The 18250-nt window shown below is 65.4% G+C and carries 15 protein-coding genes; 8 read left to right on the plus strand and 7 right to left on the minus strand.

All coding sequences use genetic code 11. The features are described 5' to 3' along the window. Positions 1-163 precede the first annotated feature (163 nt). Together DCM79_RS25915 and DCM79_RS25920 are read right to left on the minus strand one after the other, a co-directional pair. Positions 164-3313 carry an efflux RND transporter permease subunit gene (locus tag DCM79_RS25915; protein WP_257176947.1) on the minus strand — a complete coding sequence of 1050 codons (3150 nt, stop codon included), beginning with the start codon at positions 3311-3313 and terminating at the stop codon, positions 164-166. 10 nt (positions 3314-3323) lie between these two features. Next, positions 3324-4517: an efflux RND transporter periplasmic adaptor subunit gene (locus DCM79_RS25920; protein WP_257176948.1), complete on the minus strand. Its 1194-nt coding sequence runs from the start codon at positions 4515-4517 to the stop codon at positions 3324-3326. A 230-nt stretch (positions 4518-4747) separates the two neighbouring features. On the opposite strand from DCM79_RS25920, the gene DCM79_RS25925 reads away from it, so the two are divergent. Beyond that, complete coding sequence (locus DCM79_RS25925; RefSeq protein WP_373568115.1) at positions 4748-5488, plus strand: transporter substrate-binding domain-containing protein; 741 nt, start codon at positions 4748-4750, stop codon at positions 5486-5488. 29 nt (positions 5489-5517) lie between these two features. Here DCM79_RS25925 and DCM79_RS25930 read toward each other — a convergent pair whose 3' ends face one another. After that, positions 5518-6513 carry an NAD-dependent epimerase/dehydratase family protein gene (locus DCM79_RS25930; protein WP_257176950.1) on the minus strand — a complete coding sequence of 332 codons (996 nt, stop codon included), beginning with the start codon at positions 6511-6513 and terminating at the stop codon, positions 5518-5520. A 238-nt stretch (positions 6514-6751) separates the two neighbouring features. Between DCM79_RS25930 and DCM79_RS25935 the strand changes: the two genes are divergently transcribed. Then, positions 6752-6931: a hypothetical protein gene (locus tag DCM79_RS25935; RefSeq protein ID WP_257176951.1), complete on the plus strand. Its 180-nt coding sequence runs from the start codon at positions 6752-6754 to the stop codon at positions 6929-6931. A 207-nt stretch (positions 6932-7138) separates the two neighbouring features. After that, on the plus strand, positions 7139-7909 hold the full coding sequence (locus tag DCM79_RS25940; protein WP_257176952.1) for an outer membrane protein: 771 nt from the start codon (positions 7139-7141) through the stop codon (positions 7907-7909). Between the two features lie 160 nt (positions 7910-8069). Here DCM79_RS25940 and DCM79_RS25945 read toward each other — a convergent pair whose 3' ends face one another. The 3 genes from DCM79_RS25945 to DCM79_RS25955 all read right to left on the minus strand — a co-directional run bounded on the left by DCM79_RS25945 (position 8070) and on the right by DCM79_RS25955 (position 11259). Further along, the gene (locus tag DCM79_RS25945; RefSeq protein WP_257176953.1) at positions 8070-9137 is read right to left on the minus strand and encodes a hypothetical protein; all 1068 of its coding nucleotides are present in this window, start codon (positions 9135-9137) and stop codon (positions 8070-8072) included. Positions 9138-9226: 89 nt separating this feature from the next. Then, positions 9227-10717: an NAD(P)/FAD-dependent oxidoreductase gene (locus tag DCM79_RS25950; protein ID WP_257176954.1), complete on the minus strand. Its 1491-nt coding sequence runs from the start codon at positions 10715-10717 to the stop codon at positions 9227-9229. Between the two features lie 92 nt (positions 10718-10809). Continuing rightward, the gene (locus DCM79_RS25955) at positions 10810-11259 is read right to left on the minus strand and encodes a cupin domain-containing protein (RefSeq protein ID WP_024339447.1); all 450 of its coding nucleotides are present in this window, start codon (positions 11257-11259) and stop codon (positions 10810-10812) included. Between the two features lie 188 nt (positions 11260-11447). On the opposite strand from DCM79_RS25955, the gene DCM79_RS25960 reads away from it, so the two are divergent. Beyond that, positions 11448-12473, plus strand: coding sequence for an AraC family transcriptional regulator (locus DCM79_RS25960; protein WP_257176955.1), 1026 nt, complete (start codon positions 11448-11450; stop codon positions 12471-12473). Positions 12474-12480: 7 nt separating this feature from the next. On the opposite strand, the gene DCM79_RS25965 is transcribed toward DCM79_RS25960, so the two are convergent. Beyond that, complete coding sequence (locus tag DCM79_RS25965) at positions 12481-13110, minus strand: cupin domain-containing protein (RefSeq protein ID WP_257176956.1); 630 nt, start codon at positions 13108-13110, stop codon at positions 12481-12483. Between the two features lie 218 nt (positions 13111-13328). On the opposite strand from DCM79_RS25965, the gene DCM79_RS25970 reads away from it, so the two are divergent. From DCM79_RS25970 to DCM79_RS25985, 4 genes are read left to right on the plus strand one after another with little or no spacing between them, the layout of a single operon-like run. Further along, positions 13329-15020, plus strand: a complete 1692-nt coding sequence (locus tag DCM79_RS25970; RefSeq protein WP_257176957.1) for a peptide ABC transporter substrate-binding protein — start codon at positions 13329-13331, stop codon at positions 15018-15020. A 27-nt stretch (positions 15021-15047) separates the two neighbouring features. Next, the gene (locus DCM79_RS25975; protein ID WP_257176958.1) at positions 15048-15998 is read left to right on the plus strand and encodes an ABC transporter permease; all 951 of its coding nucleotides are present in this window, start codon (positions 15048-15050) and stop codon (positions 15996-15998) included. A 4-nt stretch (positions 15999-16002) separates the two neighbouring features. Beyond that, on the plus strand, positions 16003-16878 hold the full coding sequence (locus tag DCM79_RS25980; RefSeq protein ID WP_257176959.1) for an ABC transporter permease: 876 nt from the start codon (positions 16003-16005) through the stop codon (positions 16876-16878). A gap of 39 nt (positions 16879-16917) precedes the next feature. Next, positions 16918-18246 carry an FAD-binding oxidoreductase gene (locus tag DCM79_RS25985; RefSeq protein ID WP_257176960.1) on the plus strand — a complete coding sequence of 443 codons (1329 nt, stop codon included), beginning with the start codon at positions 16918-16920 and terminating at the stop codon, positions 18244-18246. The last annotated feature ends 4 nt before the right edge of the window (positions 18247-18250 follow it).

Here is an 18250-nt window from a genome sequence, read left to right on the forward strand (position 1 = left end):
GAGGGCAGGGGAGAGGGCTGTCTCCGCATCGGGACACTCCCCCAGAGGAGAAAACCCTCATCCGGCGCGCGGGACGATGCTTCGCATCGCCCGGATGCGCCGACCTCTCCCGCAGGCGGGAGAGGTTACACCGAGCTCGCGGCGCCGCTCATCTAACCAACCTCTACGGCTTCGCTTCCACCACTTTCGGCGTCTTCCTGCTCGCCCGCCAGTTCTCGAAGCGCTGCACCACGACGAAGAAGGCCGGCACGAACAGCACGGCGAGACAGGTCGATGCCAGCATGCCCGAGAACACGGTGATGCCGATCGACTTGCGCGCGCTGGCGCCGGCGCCGGTGGCGAGCACCAGCGGCACCACGCCGAGGATGAAGGCGAACGACGTCATCAGAATCGGACGGAAGCGGGCGCGGGCCGCTTCGATCGCGGCTTCCAGCACCGGCTTGCCGTCGCGGCCGTGCAGCTCGAGCCCGACCTCGACGATCAGGATCGCGTTCTTGGCCGACAGCGCGATCAGCAGGATCAGGCCGATCTGGCAATAGAGATTGTTGTCGATCTTCAGGGCGCTGAGGATCAGCATCGGCCCGAGCAGCGACAGCGGCACCGCGAGGATCACCGAGATCGGCGCGTACCAGCTCTCGTACTGGCCGGCGAGCACCAGATAAACCAGCAGCATGGCAAGGCCAAACACCCAGTAGATCTGGTTGCTGACCGCCTTCTCCTGATACGACATCGCGGTCCATTCGTAGCCGGTGCCGGGCGGCAGCGTCTTGTCCGCGATCTCCTCCATCAGCTTCAGCGATTGGCCGGAGGAGTAGCCCTGTGCCGGCAGGCCGATCACGGTCGAGGAGGGATAGAGGTTGTAGAGGCTGATCAGCGACGGGCCGGTGGCCGGCGTGATCTTGGCGACGGTGCCGATCGGGATCATGTCGCCGTTGGAGTTGCGCACCATCATGTTGGCGATGTCGCGCTCGGTGACGCGGAAGGCGGGATCAGCCTGGGTGTAGACCTGGAACACGCGGCCGAACTTGTTGAACTGGTTGACATAGGACGAGCCGAGATAGGTCGACAGCGCCGCGAACACCTGATCGGTGGTGACATGGAGCGTCTGGGTCTTGACCCGGTCGATCTCGACATTGAACTGCGGCACCGAGGAGCGGAACGAGGACTGCACGCGCTGCAGTGCGCTTTGGCTCTGGCCGTTGCTGACCATCGCGGCGGTGATCGCCTGAAGCTTGGCGAAGTCGCTGTTGCCGTCGCGCAGCTCGACCTGCATCGAGAAGCCGGCGGCGTTGCCGATGCCCTGGATCGGGGGCGGCGGCAGCACGATGGTGCGGGCTTCCATGATGGTCGCGAGCTTATCGTTGAGGCCGTAGACCAGCGAGCGCAGATCCTCGCCGGGCCCTTTGCGGGCGTCCCAATCCTTCAGGATGATGTAGGCGACCCCGGCATTGGCGAGGCTGGCGCTGTTGTCGAGCGCCGAGATGCCGGCGATGGTGATGACCTGCGCCACGCCGGGCGTATCCTTGATGATCTCGCTGGCGCGATCGAGCACGTTCTGCGTCCGCTCCAGCGCGGCGCCGTCGGGTAGCTGGACGGCGGCGATCAGATAGCCCTGGTCTTCGATCGGCAGGAAGCCGGTCGGCACCCGCGACAGACCGTAGCCGCTGGCGCCGATGACCAGCAGCGCGACCGCGACCGAGATTGTGGCGTGCTTGACGAGGAAGGTGATCAGCCTGGTATAGCCGCGCTCGACCCGGTCATAGACCGCGTTGAAGCCGCGGTAGAAGAAATTGCGCCGCTCCGGCGGCACCGCCGGCCGCAGCCACAGCGCGCATTGCGTCGGCTTCAAGGTCGCCGCGTTGATGGCGGACAGCAGCGCGGTCGCCGCGATCACCAGCGCGAATTGCGAATAGATCCGTCCGGTGAGGCCGGCAAGGAAAGAGGCCGGCAGGAACACCGAGATCAGCACCAGGGTGATACCGACGATCGGCGCGAACAGCTGGTCCATCGCCTTGATCGCGGCGTCGTGGCCGTTCATGCCCTGCTCGATGTTGTGCGCGGCGCCTTCGACCACGACGATGGCGTCGTCGACCACGATGCCGATCGCCAGCACGATCGCAAACAGCGTCGACATGTTGATGGTGAAGCCGAGCGCCGCCATCGCGGCGAAGGCGCCGATGATGGTGACAGGCACGGTGGTGGCCGGCACCAGCATCGCGCGCCAGTCCTGCAGGAACACCAGAATCACGACCAGCACCAGCAGGCCGGCCTCGATCAGGGTCATGTAGACCTCGTGCACCGAGGCCTCGACGAACTTGGTGGTGTCGAACGGCGTGTCGTATTTGATGCCTTCCGGAAACCGTTTGGCGAGCTCGGCCATCTTCCTCTCGACGGCCTTCTCGACCTGCAGCGCGTTGGCGCCGGGCGACTGAAACACGCCGATGCCGACGGCCGGCTGCTTGTTGAGCGAGAAGATCTGGCTGTAGGTCTGCGCCCCCAACTCGACCCAGCCGACATCGCGCACGCGCGTGACGTCGCCGCTTGAGCCTGATTTGACGATGATGTTCTCGAACTGGCTGGTGTCGTCGAGTCGTCCGTTGACGTTGAGCGTGTACTGGAACGCCTGTCCCGGCGGTGTCGGCGGCGCGCCGACCTGGCCGGCGGCGACCTGCTGGCTCTGCTGCTGGATCGCCTGGATGACATCCTGCGGCACGAGGCCACGGACCTGCAGCTTGTTGGGATCGAGCCAGACCCGCATCGAATACTGGCCGGCGCCGAACACGGTGACGTTGCCGACGCCGGGCAGGCGGGAGAGCTCGTCGCGGATGTTGATGGTGGCGTAGTTGCTCAAGTAGAGGCTGTCGTAGCGCGAATCCGGCGAGGTCAGCGTCACGAACAGAAGGATCGAGGTCGACCGCTTCTGCACGGTGACGCCCTGGTTCTGCACCGCTTGCGGCAATTGCGACAGCGCGCTGGAGACGCGGTTCTGCACCAGCACCTGCGCGAAGTTGAGGTCGGTGCCGATCTTGAAGGTCACCGTCAGCGTGTAGGTGCCGTCGGAGCCGCTGTAGGACTGCATATAGAGCATGTCCTCGACACCGTTGACCTGCTGCTCGATCGGCAGCGCCACGGTGTCGATCACGGTCTTGGCGCTGGCGCCGGGATAGCGCGTGGTGACCTGCACGGTCGGCGGCACCACGTCGGGATATTGCGCGACGGCGAGGTTGAACAGCGCGACGCCGCCGATCAGGATCATCAACAGCGCGATGACGTTCGAGAGGACCGGCCGCTCGATGAAGAATTTTGAGATCATGGCTGGCCCCTTACTTGCTCGAGGCCTGCGGCTGCTCGATCTTCGTCACCTGCGGATCGATCTTCTGGCCCGGGATCACCCGCAGCAATCCCGCGATCACCACGCGATCGTCCGGCTTCAGGCCGCTTTCGATCACGCGCAGTCCGTTGTCGACCGGCCCGATCTGCACCTTGCGCTGCTCGACGACATTGTCGCCGTTGACCACCAGCAGATAGCGGCCGCCCTGGTCGCTGCCCAGCGCGGCGTCGGGGACGAGCAGAGAGCTCTTCTCCTGCTCGAATGGCACGCGGACGCGGACGAAATAGCCGGGCAGCAGCAAGCGCTTGTCGTTGGCGATGAGGCCGCGCACCGCCAGCGTGCCGGTGGATTGATTGAGGGTCGGCGAGACGTAGTCGAGATGACCTTCGTGGGGATAGCCGCTCTCGGTCTGGAGGCCGATCTGGATCGGAAATTGCTTGAGGTTGGCGGGGGTATATCCCCGGCGGGCCGCTTCTGCGCGGATGCGCAGCACGTCCTGCTCGTTGATGGTGAAGTTCACATAGATCGGGTCCATCGCGACGATGGTCGCGAGCTGGGTCGGCGAGGAGACGCCGACGAGCTCACCGACCGAGACCATGTGGGCGCTGACGATGCCGTCGAACGGCGCCGTCACCTTGGTGTAGCCGTAGTTGACCTGGGCCAGCCTGGTGTTGACCTGCGCCTGCTGCAGATTGGCCTGGGCGTTGTCGCGCGCGGACGTGGAGTTGTCGAGCGTGGCTTGCGAGACCGCCTGGCGCTGCACCAGCTCGGCCTGTCGCTTGTAGTCGGCGTCGGTCTGCCGCACCGAAGCCTGCGCGCCGATCTCCGCCGCTTGCGCCTGTTCGAGCTTGAGCTTGTAGGTTTCCGGCTCGATCGTGAACAGCTGGGTACCCTGTTTCACGAAAGTGCCGTCCTGGTAGTCGATCGATTGCAAGAAGCCCTGCACCCGCGCCACCAGATCGACGCTCTTGATCGGCGCGGTGTTGCCGGTGGCCTCGATGTAGCGCGTCACCGGACGCTGCACGGGCGTTGCGACGTCCACCTTGGGCGGCGGCGGGGCGACATACGCGTTCTTGTCCTCGCAGCCGGCGAGCACGGCCATGGACGCCGCAGCGGAAAGGACCCGCCCGATATGCCTCCACGCTTCATTGCGGCGCGCGGGAGTGGCGGGATTCGGCGCGGTCATTCGGTAGCCCCCGATTGCTGTCTGTCGGTGCGGCAGGCTAGCAATAAACGATTGGCCGTGGAACACCATAGCCATGGCAGTCACCGGCCTTGCCCTGCAACGAGCGATGTGGCCTTTGAGAAGTTTATCACGACAAACCGCTCTTCATCGGCGGCGTGATCGACCGGAATTGTATCAAAGGCCGTGCGAGCCAAACGGAGCGGTCGGAGGGAAGAAAGAGTGAGGAGACCATGAACATGCCCGCGCTAGCAGACGGCTTGAAGGACGAGATCGCGCCGACCGGCAAGCTGCGGGTGGCGATCGCCATCAGCCCCGCAGGCGGCGCGTTCTGGTCGACCAGGACCGAAGCCGGCTATGCCGGCGTCCCGGTCGATCTCGGCAAGGCGATGGCCGCGCAGCTCGGCGTCCACGTCGAATATGTCGTGCACCAGAATTCCGGGCAGATCACCGACGCTGCGTCGACAGGGACGTGGGACGTCACCTGGCTGCCCAAAGATCCCGAGCGCGAGACCAGGATGCTGTTCGGCCCGGTCTACGAGGTCGCGGACGCCACCTACATCATCAAGCCCGGCTCGGCGGTCACCAATTTCGCCACGCTGGACCGACCCGGCACCAAGGTCGCCGCCGTCAACGCCACCACGACCATGCGCGGCGCGATCGCGCATCTGAAGCATGCCAAGGTCACGGGCTATCAGACCTATGACGAGATTTTCGGCCTGCTCAGGAGCGGCGAGATCGACGCCTTCGCATTGTCGCGCGACCAGCTCAACAAGATGGCGCAGAAGATTCCGGGCACGCGCGTGCTGGACGAGACGTTCAAGAAGACCGTGACCGCCGTCGCCGTGCCGCTCGGCCACAACCGGGCGCTGGCGTTCGTCACGACGTTCATGACGGACGCGACGAGCAACGGCACGCTGCGCAGGGCCTATGATGATAACGGCCTGAAGGATTCGCCGATCAGGACGGAGTAGCGTCCGTCAGCCTGTTTTCCACGATTGGGCTAAGTCCCGGTCGCAGCTGCCTCGCGCGCGTGCCACGCTGAGAGCACCGCGCGTTCTTCATCGGCGGTAAGCCCGACAACCGGGCCGTCGCTGTCGCGAAGCCAATGGAGCGTATCGCGTGCGGTGTCTCCCGGCGGTCGCGAGATCAGGCCGGCCTCGCGGGCCGGCGTGGTGTCGCGCGTCATGAAGCCGGCGAAGTCGGGCAGGGGCAGCCACAGCGGCAATGATCGCGGGCCCGCCCAGCGTCGCACGTCGTGGGCCTCGAGAAACGCACGGTCGATCCAAGTGAAGGTGCAGGACGCGTTCAGCGCCGCCCCGCAATCGGCCAGCAGTTCGCCGCGCGTGCGAATTGGCCCGATCCCGTCATAGATGCCGGTGAGGTGAATTTCCGCGGCATGCACGATCCATCGCGCGAGATCGCGCACGTCGATGAACTGGACGGCATCGTCAGGCGATCCCGGCGCCAGCACCTCGCCGCCGCGCGCAAGCCGTGCGGACCAATAGGCAAAGCGGCCCGTCGGATCCTCCGGCCCGGCGATCAGGCCGGCGCGGCAGATGAAGGCATCGTTGCCGATCGCCTGTTCGCAGGCGACCTTGGCGGCGCCGTAAATGGCATCCGTGCTGTGCTCCGGATCCCCTGCCGCAGGCTCGCGCAGCGGCGCCGTATCCGCGCGTTGTCCTGGTATCCGGTTGTCCGCATACACGCTGATTGTGGAGATGAAGCTCCAATGCACGCCCGGCCGCTTCAGCGCCGCGACCGCGCGGCGGACCTGGCCGGGATGACGCGCGACATCAACCACTGCGTCGAAGGTCTCGCCCGCGAGCGGCGCGAGACCGTCGGCCACATCGCGGTCGACCCGGATCAAGCGCGCGCCCGCCGCGATGGGCCCCGCAACGCCGCGGGCGGCGCAGGTCACCTCGTGACCGGCAGCGCAAGCATGGCTTGCGATCGCCCGGCCGAGAAACTGGCTGCCACCGAGGATGAGGATGTGCATGGTCCGTGCCGCTAGTGAGCGCGAGAGACTACAATTTACGGTAGCAGTTGCAACCGCCTTTCGGCGGTTCGATCTCGGCGTCGAAATAGGCCGGCGGAGTGAGACGCTTGATCTCGGTCGACTTGCCTTTTACTGCTATCCGCAGGATCGCTTCGCTCGGGCGCGAATTCTCCTGGGCTCGGATTGGATGTGATCCAAGACCGACTTCCTCTCGTTAGTGTCACCGAGGAAGCTGTCCATGAACCAAACGCTTGCGAAGATCTGTCAGGAAATGGCCGGCCGGGTGCTCGAACTTCAGCGCGGCCTCAACACGCCTGAGCGGCGGTTGGAATTGGCCGGTGAACTTCAGGCCACGATTGAAAAGTACCTCGCGTTCGAAAAGCGAAAGAACCGTTTTTCCGTGCGGAAAGACAGGTAGCACCGCTTTAATCAGGTTGAGTTCCGCAATGTTCGCACGTCGGCGCCGTGCTTTCATTGATTTCTTTGGGCTTTTCGTCTTGAACGTTCGGAAGCGGGAGGAACTCTCCTGGCTGAACGTCCAGCATACCCGTGTTTTCACGGTTACAGCGAAGCACCGCTCAATGGTGTCTAGTTGTTACGGCATTTCAGCCCAAGGGGACTACAGATGAAAAAAACAATGTTAGCCGGTGTCGCAGTGGCGGCACTGGCGTTGAGTACCCATGCGCAGGCCGCTGATATGGCGGCAAGGCCGTACGTCAAAGCGCCGCCGCCCGCTGTGGCGTCGGTTTACGATTGGAGCGGCTTCTACATCGGCGGCAACGGCGGATGGGGCACCACCCGCAACTGCTGGGACTTTGTGAGCTTCGCAGGCGCAGCCTTTACGGCGGGCCAGGGATGTCACAACGCAGACGGTGCCGTCGCTGGCGGTCAGATCGGATATCGCTGGCAGTCGGCGTCCTGGGTGTTCGGACTGGAGGCGCAAGGGGATTGGGCCGACTTGAACGGATCGCGGGTGTCATCGCCTGCCTTCGTGTTCGTGCCGGGTGACCTCACCATCAATTCTCAGGTGCGCGCCTTCGGTCTTTTCACCGGCCAGGTCGGGTGGGCCTGGAACAACGTGCTGCTCTATGCGAAGGGCGGTGCGGCCGTGGTGGATAATCGCTACACCCACACTTTCACGGCGACCAGTGCGTTGATCAACAGCAGCAGCGATACGCGTTGGGGAGCTACCGTCGGCGCAGGCGTGGAGTTCGGCTTCGCTCCCAATTGGTCGGTCGGCGTGGAGTACGATCACATTTTCCTCGATCGTCGGACGCTGAGCTTTGCGGCTGCGCCTGGAGGTGTTGCCACGACCAACAGCATCGGTCAGGACGTGGATATCGTGACTGCGCGCATCAACTATCGCTTCGGCGGACCGGGCTTGACGCGCTACTGAGGACCCCCGGGTACGGCCGCGGATTGTCACCATTGATTCCGCGATTTGAAGGATGAAGAAAAGGGCGACCGGTGACCCGGTCGCCCTTTTCACGCGAGAATGATCGTCTGGTTCGAGTTCGCACGCACCCCAATAAGAAGCGCTACCGCTCGCGCGCGACCTACCGCCCCTTGATCTCCGCATACTTCGCCATCGCCTTCTCGAACTTGCGGTTGAACAGCCACATCGCGGCGAAGATCTCGCGATAACTTGCCGAAGTTCGCGCCCGGTCGGCCTGTCCGAACGCGAAAATGCTGTTGTTGCGCAGGTACCTCATGATCCTGGGGCTGGACACCCGGTAGTTCAGGAGATCGCCCGATCTCAGCGCGGACCGCGTCGGGGTGGGAACGATCTGGATCAGTTGAAACAGCTTCATCTGGTCGATCGGGTCGGGCAGCGTCTTCGCGATGCTCGGGATTTCCCGGAACAGGTCGGCGTGCGCGTTCATCAGGCCGTTGCGCACGTTGGTCCAGTGGTTGAAGCGGTGGTCGGTGCCGCGAGCGCGGGCCTCCTCCCTGTCGTCGCGCGCGCTCAAGCCCGGGTCGATCGCAGCGACGTCGCCCTTGATCTTCTCCCATTTCCGCCGGCCGTTGCAGTCTTCGGAGGGGCCGGTCTGGAAGCTGCCCATGTAGGTGTTTGAGCGCGCATTGCGGACATTCTGCTTGCCGTTGGTCTCGGCAAAGAACAGCCCGAGGCTGATGCGTCCCGCGGCGTCGGCGTGCTCGGGCGCGAGCCCCTTGGCGCGCGCGATCGCAACGGCGAGGTCGACGACGTCCTTGAATGGCGTCGCCGAGTTCTGCGCGCCCGCAGGCGGCGCCTCCATGGTGTCGAACAATTTCGAATATTCGTCGATCAGCGGCTCGATATCGGCATCGAAATAGGCCGGGGGAATCTCGAACTTGTTGGGCCGGCCGATCCGCGACGGCACGGCGTCAGTGAGATCCTTGTAGGTGCTGATCACGGCGACGCGCGCCAGATACAGCGCCTGTCCCGGCAGGTTCGGCAGCGGCTCCTTGGCGTCGATCTGGCGCCGCCGCTCGGCAAGGATCGATTTGAACTCGCCGAGCGCCCGGTCATAGGCGGCGACCGCCTCCGATTGCTGTGGCGTGAGCGCGACCTTCTGCGCGAGGGCAGGGCCCATGATGAAGAAGGCAACAGCCGCAAAGACTGCGAGACGTCTCAATCCCATGGCCGGTTCCCGTCGATTCGCTGGCCAGGGAGATCGTAAGCAACAGAGGTGAGGGCTGGCGAGACGCAAATCCCGCTCAGCCGGATTTCTTATGCAGCCCGATAATCCGGCGCCGTCGCCAGGAATTTGGCATAGGCGTCCGCGTCCGGCGGCTGGAAGCGGCCGGCAAGTCCGCCGCGCTTCTGGTTCTTCGTGCCGATGTCGGCCATCAGCTCGTCGAAATGGCGGTAGTGATAGGGCGCGACGCACAGGCCGCCATAGACGCCGGCGGCCGGCCGCTCGACGCGCTTGAAGTGCAGCATCATCTCGATGTTGTCGCGCATCGCTTGCGCCGTCGGCTGGTTGGCGAGCTGGCCGTCGGCATAGCGCACCAGCCAGTTGGCGGCGAGGTCGGCGCAGAGCACGGTGCAGAACGAGGAGTTGAAGCCGACGAAGCCGAGCTCGGGCAGGTCGGGGTTGGCGATCAGGCGGTAGAGCCGGTACTGCCCGTCGGCATCGACCAGCTTCTGCCTGTAGGCCTCGGGCAGGAACGGCACGCCGAGCTTGTAGCCGATCGCGAGCACCGCGACGTCGGCGCCCACCCGCTCGCCGCCGCTCATCACGATGCTGTCGCCGTCGTAATGGTCGAAGGTGCCGAACACCGCCTTGATGCGGCCGTCGGCGACCATCGGATAGAAGCCAGGTGTTGCGATCGGCACCGAGCAATTGACGCCATCCTCGATCCGCTCCTTCGGCACCATGTTGCAGCGGCCGAGCTTGAGCTGCGCCTTCAACAGGCTTTCCAGCCCGCGCCAGTTGGCCCAGACCAGCGGCGCGGCGATGCGATGCGCAAGCCGCCCCATCGCGCTCATGCCCCAGCCCGGAAACATCTCCTCCTGCGCGCGGATGTAGAGGATGCGCTTGAAGTTCACGAGCCCGCCGATGAAATAGGGGATACGCCAGACCGGCTCGCGCATCACGATGGTGACCTCGCGGGCGCCCGACTTCACCGCGTTGACCGCGATGTCGGTCGCCGATTTCGAGCCGCCGAGCACGACGATGCGGCGGCCCTTCGCCAGCGAGGGATCTCCGTATTTCGAGGAATGCAGGATCTGGCCGCCCTGTGCGAGGAACGCGTCCTCGCCGGGGCAGTGCAGCTCACGCGGCTCGTTGAATTGTCCGGTGCAGACCGCGACGAAGTCGAAATCTTCGCTCGTCGTCGCGCCATCCTTGCTCTTCAGCGCGAGCGTCCAGCCCGGTCTGCCGTCGGCACGCCGCGCCATGCCGGCGACCTCGGTGTCGAGGCGCAGCATGCGATCGAGGCCGAAGCTGCTGGCGTAGTCGGCGAGGTAGGCATGGACCTGCGGCCCTGTCGGCCATTCCGGATAGCCTTCCGGCATGGCGCGGTCGGTGTAGCGATAGAGTTCCTTCGGGCTCTGCGTCTGCACGTCAGGATAGGAGCGCGCCGGCTCCCAGACGCCGCCGAGATCCGAGCTGCGCTCGACGATGGCGACGCGGTGGCCGCGGGCAGAGAACGCCTTGGCGGCGGCAAGGCCGGAGACGCCGGCGCCGATCACGCAGACATGCTTGGGACTGACCATGGATTTGCTCGCATGTGTTTGGGCGCAAGCGGCCACGTTCGGCCGCAAGGCGCGGCCGGCGGACCAGCAAGCGGATGCAGTGGCGGAGGAACCTAGTCGTTGGCCTCGGGCGGCAGGAAATCGACCTCGTGCAGCGCCGAGATGCGCACGACTTCTGCGGGGTCGGTCAGATTGTGCAGCTGGTTGAACAACGCCTCCAGCTTCTGCATCGGCGAGACCCAGAACAGCGCGCGGCAGGGCTTGTCGGACTTGTTGAAATAGCCATGCGGGATGCCGCGCGGCATGCGCACCAGATCGCCGGCATGGGCCTTGACCCATTGTCCGTCGAGCTTGAGGTCGAGCGTGCCCTCCTGCACCAGGATGAACTCGTCCTGGGTCGGATGGATGTGCACCGGCACGAACTGGCCGGGATCGCTGTTGGTTTCGAACGCGAAGGTGGAATCGGTGACGGCCTTGGGGAAATAAACCTGGCCCAGAATGTTCCAGCTCTTGCCGCCGTAGCCTGTGCCGTTGGCGGTAATGCCCTTTTCGAGTGCAGTCATGGTGCGCTCCCATTGGATTCCGGCGGGGATGGAGCATCAGTCAACACGGAGCGGCCTGTCTATCCGCTAAACGAATCCGGATGAACCTATTGTCATGCAGCACGACGAATTTGCGAGCTACGGCCCTTTTCGCCCCTGCGGAACTATTATAGGCTTAAAGGAATTCCGGGCGCGAAGCATGGTCGACGATGTCCGCAGCCGAGCTGGAAACGAGCGCAACAGCCTCTGCAGCCGAACGGCTTGCGGATTTCGCCCGCGTCACCACCGATGACGTCGACGAGGCGGCCGAACAGATCGGACGCATCTTCTGCCCGCACGACCTCAAGCCGGCACGGGCGCGCGCGGCCGGCTTCTCGGCCCGGCACAATTGCGCGGCCTTCGACGGTTTCTCCATCAATTACGTCGCCTATGGCGGATCGGTCTGCATCGATCCCGGTTGCCTCGATCGCTTCTTCCTGGTGCAGATTCCGCTCGCGGGCACGGCCCAGATCCGCGCTGGCATCACCGAGCTCGAGGCCGCGCCGGAGCGGACCGCGTCGCTGCTCTCGCCGACGATCCCGACCCGGATGATGTGGCGCGACTGCGCGCAGGCTATCCTGCTGCTCGACCGCCGCATCGTCGAGCAGCGCGCGGCGGCGCTGTCGGGCAGGGCATCGGGCGCCGTCGAGTTCGATCCGGTGATCGACCTGGAGACGCCGGCCGGACGGGTGCTGCGAACCCGTCTTGCCGAGCTGATGACGCTCGCCGAGCGTCTAGGTCCGTCCGGCAGGCTGTCGGCGATCGCCATGGCCGATTGGCGCGAAATGCTGCTCGATCATCTCCTCAATGGCCAGCCGCATGGCCTCTCGGATGCGATCACGACATTCTCCGGCCGCGCTGAGCGGCTGCCGCGCACGCTCCGCGCGGCGCGGGACCATCTTGCGGACAATGCCGGCGAGCCGCTCGACCTCGCACAGCTCGCCTGCGCCTCCGGCATCGGCATCCGCGCGCTCCAGCTCGGCTTCCGCCGCCATTTCGGCCAGTCGATCTCGCAGATGCTGCTCGACATGCGCCTCGCCGCTCTGCACGCCCGGCTCGCGCAAGGATCGCCCGATGCCTCCGTCACCGACATCGCGTTCGAGCTCGGCTTCACCCATCTCAGCCGCATGGCCGGGGCCTACCGCGAAAAATTCGGCGAGACCCCGTCGGCCACGCTGCGGCGGCGGCTGAGCTGAAGGATCGTCAAGCAGTCGCGGGATTTTCGCGCAGCGTCGTCACCCAGATCACGCGCGCTGCCTGCTGGGTCGGATTGTCGAACATGTGCGGCACGGTGCTCGGAAAGCGGAAGCTGTCGCCGGCCTCCAGCACATGGGCCTGGTTGTCGAGCCACAGCCGCAGGCTGCCGGACAGGATGTAGCCGGCCTTCTCGCCGGTGTGCTGCAGGAAGTCGGTGCCGGAGGAGGCGCCGGGATTGAGCGTGAGCTCGTAGAGCTCGAGCTGGCCCTTGCCTTCGGGCGTGAGGGCTTCCTTGACGACGCCGCTGGCGGTGAGGCGCAGCAGCCGGCGGTTGTTCTTGCGCACGATGTAGCGCGGCACCTCGGCGGGATCGCTGGTCTCGAAGAAATAGGAGATGGGCACGTCGAGCGCGATGCTGAGCAGGCGCAGCGTCCGGATCGACGGCATCGCGCGCGCGCGTTCGAGCTGGCTGATCATGCCGGTGGAGAGACCCGTCTTGTTGGCGACGTCCTGGATCGAGAAACCGGCGCGCTGACGCAGCAGCCGCACGGTTTCGCCGAGCCGCTGGTCGACCGCATCGTCCGCCTCGCTGGTCGGGGCGTCCTTCGGACTGTTGGTGTCGCCGCGACCATCCATGTCGCTCTCCCATGCATCATCATGAGCCTCGGCCGCATCGGTGCGAGGCATCAGTTGGAGTGAAAAGGTCGCGCATACTAGCAATGCGATTGACAGCTGTATTTAGTCGTGATGAAATTTTGGTTCAAGAATTTAGAAGCACTAAAGCCCACTCCTGTCCCCTGCCGGGGTCTCGGGGGCGCGGGAGACGGTGCCGCGTGCGGGAACGGAGACTGGTCATGGCAGACAGCACCGGCAGGTTCGGCGTTGGCGGAGTCCACTTCGGCAGTCCAAGCCGCCGGCAATTGTTCCAGCTCGGTGCGGGCGCCGCGGCGGGTTTGACGCTTCCAGGCCACGCTTTTGCGCAGAGCGAACGTCCCTCCAATCCGCCGGAGAAGCCGCGCGGACAGGTGATCGCGGCGCTGTCGCAGGAGCCGACCGTCTTTCATCCCTTGATGCCCGGCATCGAGGTCGATCAGGGCGTCTGGTGGCAAGTGTTCTCGCTGCTCTGGTACATCGATCCCGCCGGCAATTTCGTTCCCGATCTCGCCCGCGAAATCCCGACCATCGAGAATGGCGGCCTGTCGGCCGACGGCCTGACCTGGAAGATCAAGCTGCGCAGCGACGTGAAGTGGCATGACGGCACGCCGTTCACGGCCGACGACGTCAAGTTCTCGCTCGAGCTGATCAACGATTCCAATTTCCGCGCGCGCAGCCGCGTCGGCCACAGCCTGGTCAAGGACATCAAGGTCGTCGCGGCGGATGAGATTCACTGGCGCATGGAAGCGCCTTATTCGCCCTACATGTCGATCCTGGGGTCGCTGACCTTCATCGTGCCCAAGCACATCCTGGAGAAGGTGTCCGACCCGAACGCCTCGCCGTTCCACAATGCGCCCGTCGGCACCGGGCCTTTCCGCTGGGGCGAACGCGTGCCCGGCGACCACATCCTGCTCAATGCCCACACCGGCTATCACGGCAAAGGGCCTTACGTCGAACGCGTGGTCTTCAAGTACATTCCCGATCTGACCGTGCTCTACACCCAGTTCCGCACGGGACAGGTCGACTACACCGGCCTGCAAGGCATCCTGCCGAACTTCGTGCAGGAGGCGAAGACGCTGAAGGGCCGCAAGATCGTCGTCTCCTCGACGTCCTCGGTGGAGCATATCGCGCCCAACCTGGAGTTCGGTCCCTTCGCCGACCGCGCCGTGCGCGAGGCGCTGTACCTGGCCATCAACAAGCAGGCGATCATCGACGCGCTCTATTACGGCCTGCCGACGCAGACCGAGAGTTTTGTGCCGCAACAGGCCTGGTCGTCCCAGCAGGGATTGCCGCAGCACAAATACGATCCTGCCAAGGCCAATGCGCTGCTCGATGCGGCGGGATGGGTGCGCGGCGCCGGCGGCGTGCGCGAGAAGGGCGGCGTCAAGCTCGAATTCACCAACTCGACCACGTCGGGCAATGCGGCGCGCGAGCAGACCCAGCAGCTCCTGATCCAGGATTGGCGCGCGATCGGCGCCGCGATGCGCGTCAACAACATGCCGGCGGCCGTGATCTGGGGCGAGTTCTGGCAGCAATCCAAGTTCAATTCGGTGATCGTCGGCGTGAACTTCATGCTCGGCAGCGACCCCGACGTGACGCCGCGCTTCGGCTCCGGCGCCATTCCCGCCAAGGGCGGCCGCGGCTACAACACTTATCAATATCAGAGCGCGGAGGCCGATCGGCTGCTGGCCCAAGGCGCCAAGCAATTCGATCTGGCGCAGCGCAAGACCACCTATGGCGAGCTGCAGAAGCTGATCCGCAACGACCTTGCGATCCTGCCGCTGTTCCAGGGCTTCATCGCCGAGGGCGTGAAGGAGGGGCTGCAAGGATTCCGGCCCAACATCAACACCTCGATCAATTGCTGGAACATCCGCGAATGGTACTGGGCCTGACGGATCAGGTGCGCAGGGCAGCCTGAGATGGCCCGTTACGTCGTCAACCGCCTCGCACAGGCGATCATGCTGCTGGTGATCGTCTCGGCGATCGGCTTTGCCATCCTGCATCTGGCGCCCGGTGGCCCGTTGTCGCAATTTGCCGTCTCCGGGCAGATGACGCAGGAAGATCTCGATCGCGTCACCAAGCAGCTCGGGCTCGATCGGCCGCTGCCGGTGCAGTATCTCGACTGGTTCGGTCGCATGCTCAAAGGCGATTGGGGCCGCTCCTATCGCGACGGCGAGGCGGTGCTGTCGGTGATCTCCTCGCATCTCGGCGCCACGCTGGAGCTGATGGCGACGGCGACCATCATCGCGGTGCTGCTCGGCTGCTGGATCGGCATCCTCGGCGCACTGCGCCGCTATTCGCTGTTCGATACGCTCGCCACCGTCGGGGCCATGATCGCGCTGTCGATCCCGACCTTCTGGTTCGGCCTCGTCACCATCTACGTCTTCTCGGTCAAGCTCGGCTGGCTGCCGGCCGGCAACCGGCACACCATTGGCGACGGCTCCTTCCTCGATCTGCTGCATCATTTGATCGCGCCGGCGATGGTGCTGGCGCTGGTGGAGACCGCGATGTGGGGCCGCTTCATGCGCTCCTCCATGCTCGAGGTGATCAACCAGGATTATATCCGCACCGCGCGTGCCAAGGGCATGCCGGAATGGCGCATTCTCACGGTGCACGCGCTTCGCAACGCGCTGCTGCCGATGATCACGGTGGCGGGCCTGCAGTTTCCCACCCTGCTCGGCGGCGCGCTGGTGGCCGAGACCGTTTTCACCTGGCCCGGCATGGGCCGCCTGTTCCTGGATTCCATCGGCTACCGCGACTATCCCGTGGTGATGGGCATCCTGATGTTCTCGGCGACCATGGTGCTGATCGGCTCGCTGCTGGCCGACATCCTCTATGCCGTCGTCGATCCCCGCATCCGGGTGGGCTGAAGCGATGGCGACCGCAGCGCTCTCCACCGTCCAGCTCGCGCCCGGCCAGGCGGCGTGGCGGCGCTTCCGCCGGCACCGGCTCGCGCTCGCCGGCGCCGTCATCATCCTGGTGCTCGTGCTCGGCTCGGCGTTCGGCCCGTATCTGCTGCCGTTCGACGATACCTATATCGACATCATGAAGCGGTTCGCGCCGCCGCTGTCCGGGGCGCATATCCTCGGCACCGACGAGCTCGGCCGCGACGTGCTGGCGCGGCTGATGATGGGCGGCCGCGTCTCGCTTTCGATCGGCATCGTCGCGATGGTGATCGCGATGGCGGTCGGCATTGCCGTCGGCGCTTTCGCCGGCTTCTATGGCGGCGCGGTCGGTGCGGTCCTGATGCGGCTGGTCGATGCCGTCCTGTGCTTTCCGACCATCTTCCTCCTGCTGGCGCTGGCCGCGCTCACCGAGCCCGGCCTCGTCACCACCACCGTGCTGATTGCGGCGACCGCCTGGATGGCCGTCGCCCGCGTGGTCGAGGCCCAGGTGCGGTCGCTGCGCGAGCGCGAGTTTGCGGTCGCCGCGCTCGCCTTTGGCTCGTCGAACCTGCGCATCATGTTCCGCGAGCTCGTGCCCAATGCGATCGCGCCGATCGTGGTGGCCGCGACGTTGAACGTTGCGAAGGCGATCCTGCTGGAATCCTATGTCAGCTATCTCGGCTACGGCATCCAGCCGCCGGCGGCGAGCTGGGGCAACATGCTCAACAATGCGCAGATCTATCTCACCAGCGCGCCGTGGCTCGCGATTGCGCCGGGCGTTGCCATCACGCTGGCGGTGACCAGCTTCAACTTCCTCGGTGACGGGCTGCGCGACGCGCTCGACCCGCGCATGAACATCCCTTGACGAACCAGATCTCGATCGAACCGATTCCAGGAGTACCCCATGTCCCCGCCGCTCAATCGTATCAACAGCGATGAACGCCTGCCGGCGCAGGTGGACGTCGTCGTCATCGGCGGCGGCGTGATCGGCGTCTCCGCGGCCTACCATCTGGCGAAGAAGGGGCATTCGGTCGCGCTGGTCGAAAAGGGCCATGTCGGTGGCGAGCAGTCGAGCCGCAATTGGGGTTGGTGCCGGCAGCAGGGCCGCGCGCGCGAGGAGATTCCGCTGGCGCGCGAGGCGCTGCGGCTCTGGGAGGACATGCAGAACGACGCCGGCGTCGATGCCGGCTTTCGCCGCACCGGCGTACTGTTCCTGACCAAGAGCAAGGACGAGCTCGCGAGCTGGGAGCGCTGGGCCGCGGTCGCGCGCGAGATGCAAGTTCACTCCACCGTCCTGACGCCGGCCGAAATTGCCGAGCGCATGCCTGGGAATACCGACACATGGGTCGGCGGCCTGCATACGCCGAGCGACGGCCGCGCCGAGCCGTCGATGGCCGTGCCGGCGCTCGCGGCCGCCGCGCGAAAACACGGCGTCACCATCCACCAGGGCTGCGCCGCGCGCGGGCTGGAGACGACCGGCGGGCGCGTCAGCGCCGTCGTCACCGAGAAGGGCACCATCCGGACGCAAGCCGTGCTGCTGTCAGGCGGCGCCTGGTCGTCGCTGTTCTGCCGGCGTCACGGCATCGAGCTGCCGATCGGCCTCGTCAACGCCACCGCTTGCCGGACCACGCCGGGACCGGAGATCACCTCCGGCGCGCTCGGCACGGATTTCTATTGCATTCGTCGCCGCCTCGACGGCGGTTTCACGCTGGCGCTGCGCAACCGCGGCACGGTCGAGCTGTCGCCCGACCTGTTCCGCTACGCCCGCACGTTCTGGCCGACCTATTTGCATCGCAAGAACGGGCTGAAGCTCTCGATCGGCACGTCCTTCTTCGAGCAGATCGTGCGCGGCACCAGCTGGAGCTTCGACAAGCCGTCGCCATTCGAGACCGAGCGCGTGCGCGATCCCGCGCCCGACATGTCGCTGGTCAATGCCGCGCTGGCCTCGTTGATCAAGGCAAATCCGGAGTTGAAGGACATCGAGATCGCGGAAGCCTGGGGCGGCACCATCGACTGCACGCCGGACACGATCCCCGTGATCTCGCCGGTCGATGCGCTGCCCGGCTTCTTCCTCGCCACCGGCTTCTCCGGCCACGGCTTTGGCATCGGCCCTGCGGCCGGCAAGCTCGCCGCCGACATCGTCACCGGTGCGACGCCGCTGGTCGATCCCGCCGCCTACAGCCACAAGCGCATGATCGACGGCCGGCGCCTGGCGCCGGTCAGTCCGTTCTGAGGAC

The organism is Bradyrhizobium sp. WBOS07, assembly GCF_024585165.1.
Taxonomy (GTDB): Bacteria; Pseudomonadota; Alphaproteobacteria; order Rhizobiales; family Xanthobacteraceae; genus Bradyrhizobium; species Bradyrhizobium japonicum_B.

Coding starts and splice junctions, on each gene's coding strand:
- DCM79_RS25915 (WP_257176947.1), bottom strand. CDS start 3,313: ATGATCTCAAAATTCTTCATCGAGCGGCCGGTCCTCTCGAACGTCATC.
- DCM79_RS25920 (WP_257176948.1), bottom strand. CDS start 4,517: ATGACCGCGCCGAATCCCGCCACTCCCGCGCGCCGCAATGAAGCGTGG.
- DCM79_RS25925 (WP_373568115.1), top strand. CDS start 4,748: ATGAACATGCCCGCGCTAGCAGACGGCTTGAAGGACGAGATCGCGCCG.
- DCM79_RS25930 (WP_257176950.1), bottom strand. CDS start 6,513: ATGCACATCCTCATCCTCGGTGGCAGCCAGTTTCTCGGCCGGGCGATC.
- DCM79_RS25935 (WP_257176951.1), top strand. CDS start 6,752: ATGAACCAAACGCTTGCGAAGATCTGTCAGGAAATGGCCGGCCGGGTG.
- DCM79_RS25940 (WP_257176952.1), top strand. CDS start 7,139: ATGAAAAAAACAATGTTAGCCGGTGTCGCAGTGGCGGCACTGGCGTTG.
- DCM79_RS25945 (WP_257176953.1), bottom strand. CDS start 9,137: ATGGGATTGAGACGTCTCGCAGTCTTTGCGGCTGTTGCCTTCTTCATC.
- DCM79_RS25950 (WP_257176954.1), bottom strand. CDS start 10,717: ATGGTCAGTCCCAAGCATGTCTGCGTGATCGGCGCCGGCGTCTCCGGC.
- DCM79_RS25955 (WP_024339447.1), bottom strand. CDS start 11,259: ATGACTGCACTCGAAAAGGGCATTACCGCCAACGGCACAGGCTACGGC.
- DCM79_RS25960 (WP_257176955.1), top strand. CDS start 11,448: ATGTCCGCAGCCGAGCTGGAAACGAGCGCAACAGCCTCTGCAGCCGAA.
- DCM79_RS25965 (WP_257176956.1), bottom strand. CDS start 13,110: ATGGATGGTCGCGGCGACACCAACAGTCCGAAGGACGCCCCGACCAGC.
- DCM79_RS25970 (WP_257176957.1), top strand. CDS start 13,329: ATGGCAGACAGCACCGGCAGGTTCGGCGTTGGCGGAGTCCACTTCGGC.
- DCM79_RS25975 (WP_257176958.1), top strand. CDS start 15,048: ATGGCCCGTTACGTCGTCAACCGCCTCGCACAGGCGATCATGCTGCTG.
- DCM79_RS25980 (WP_257176959.1), top strand. CDS start 16,003: ATGGCGACCGCAGCGCTCTCCACCGTCCAGCTCGCGCCCGGCCAGGCG.
- DCM79_RS25985 (WP_257176960.1), top strand. CDS start 16,918: ATGTCCCCGCCGCTCAATCGTATCAACAGCGATGAACGCCTGCCGGCG.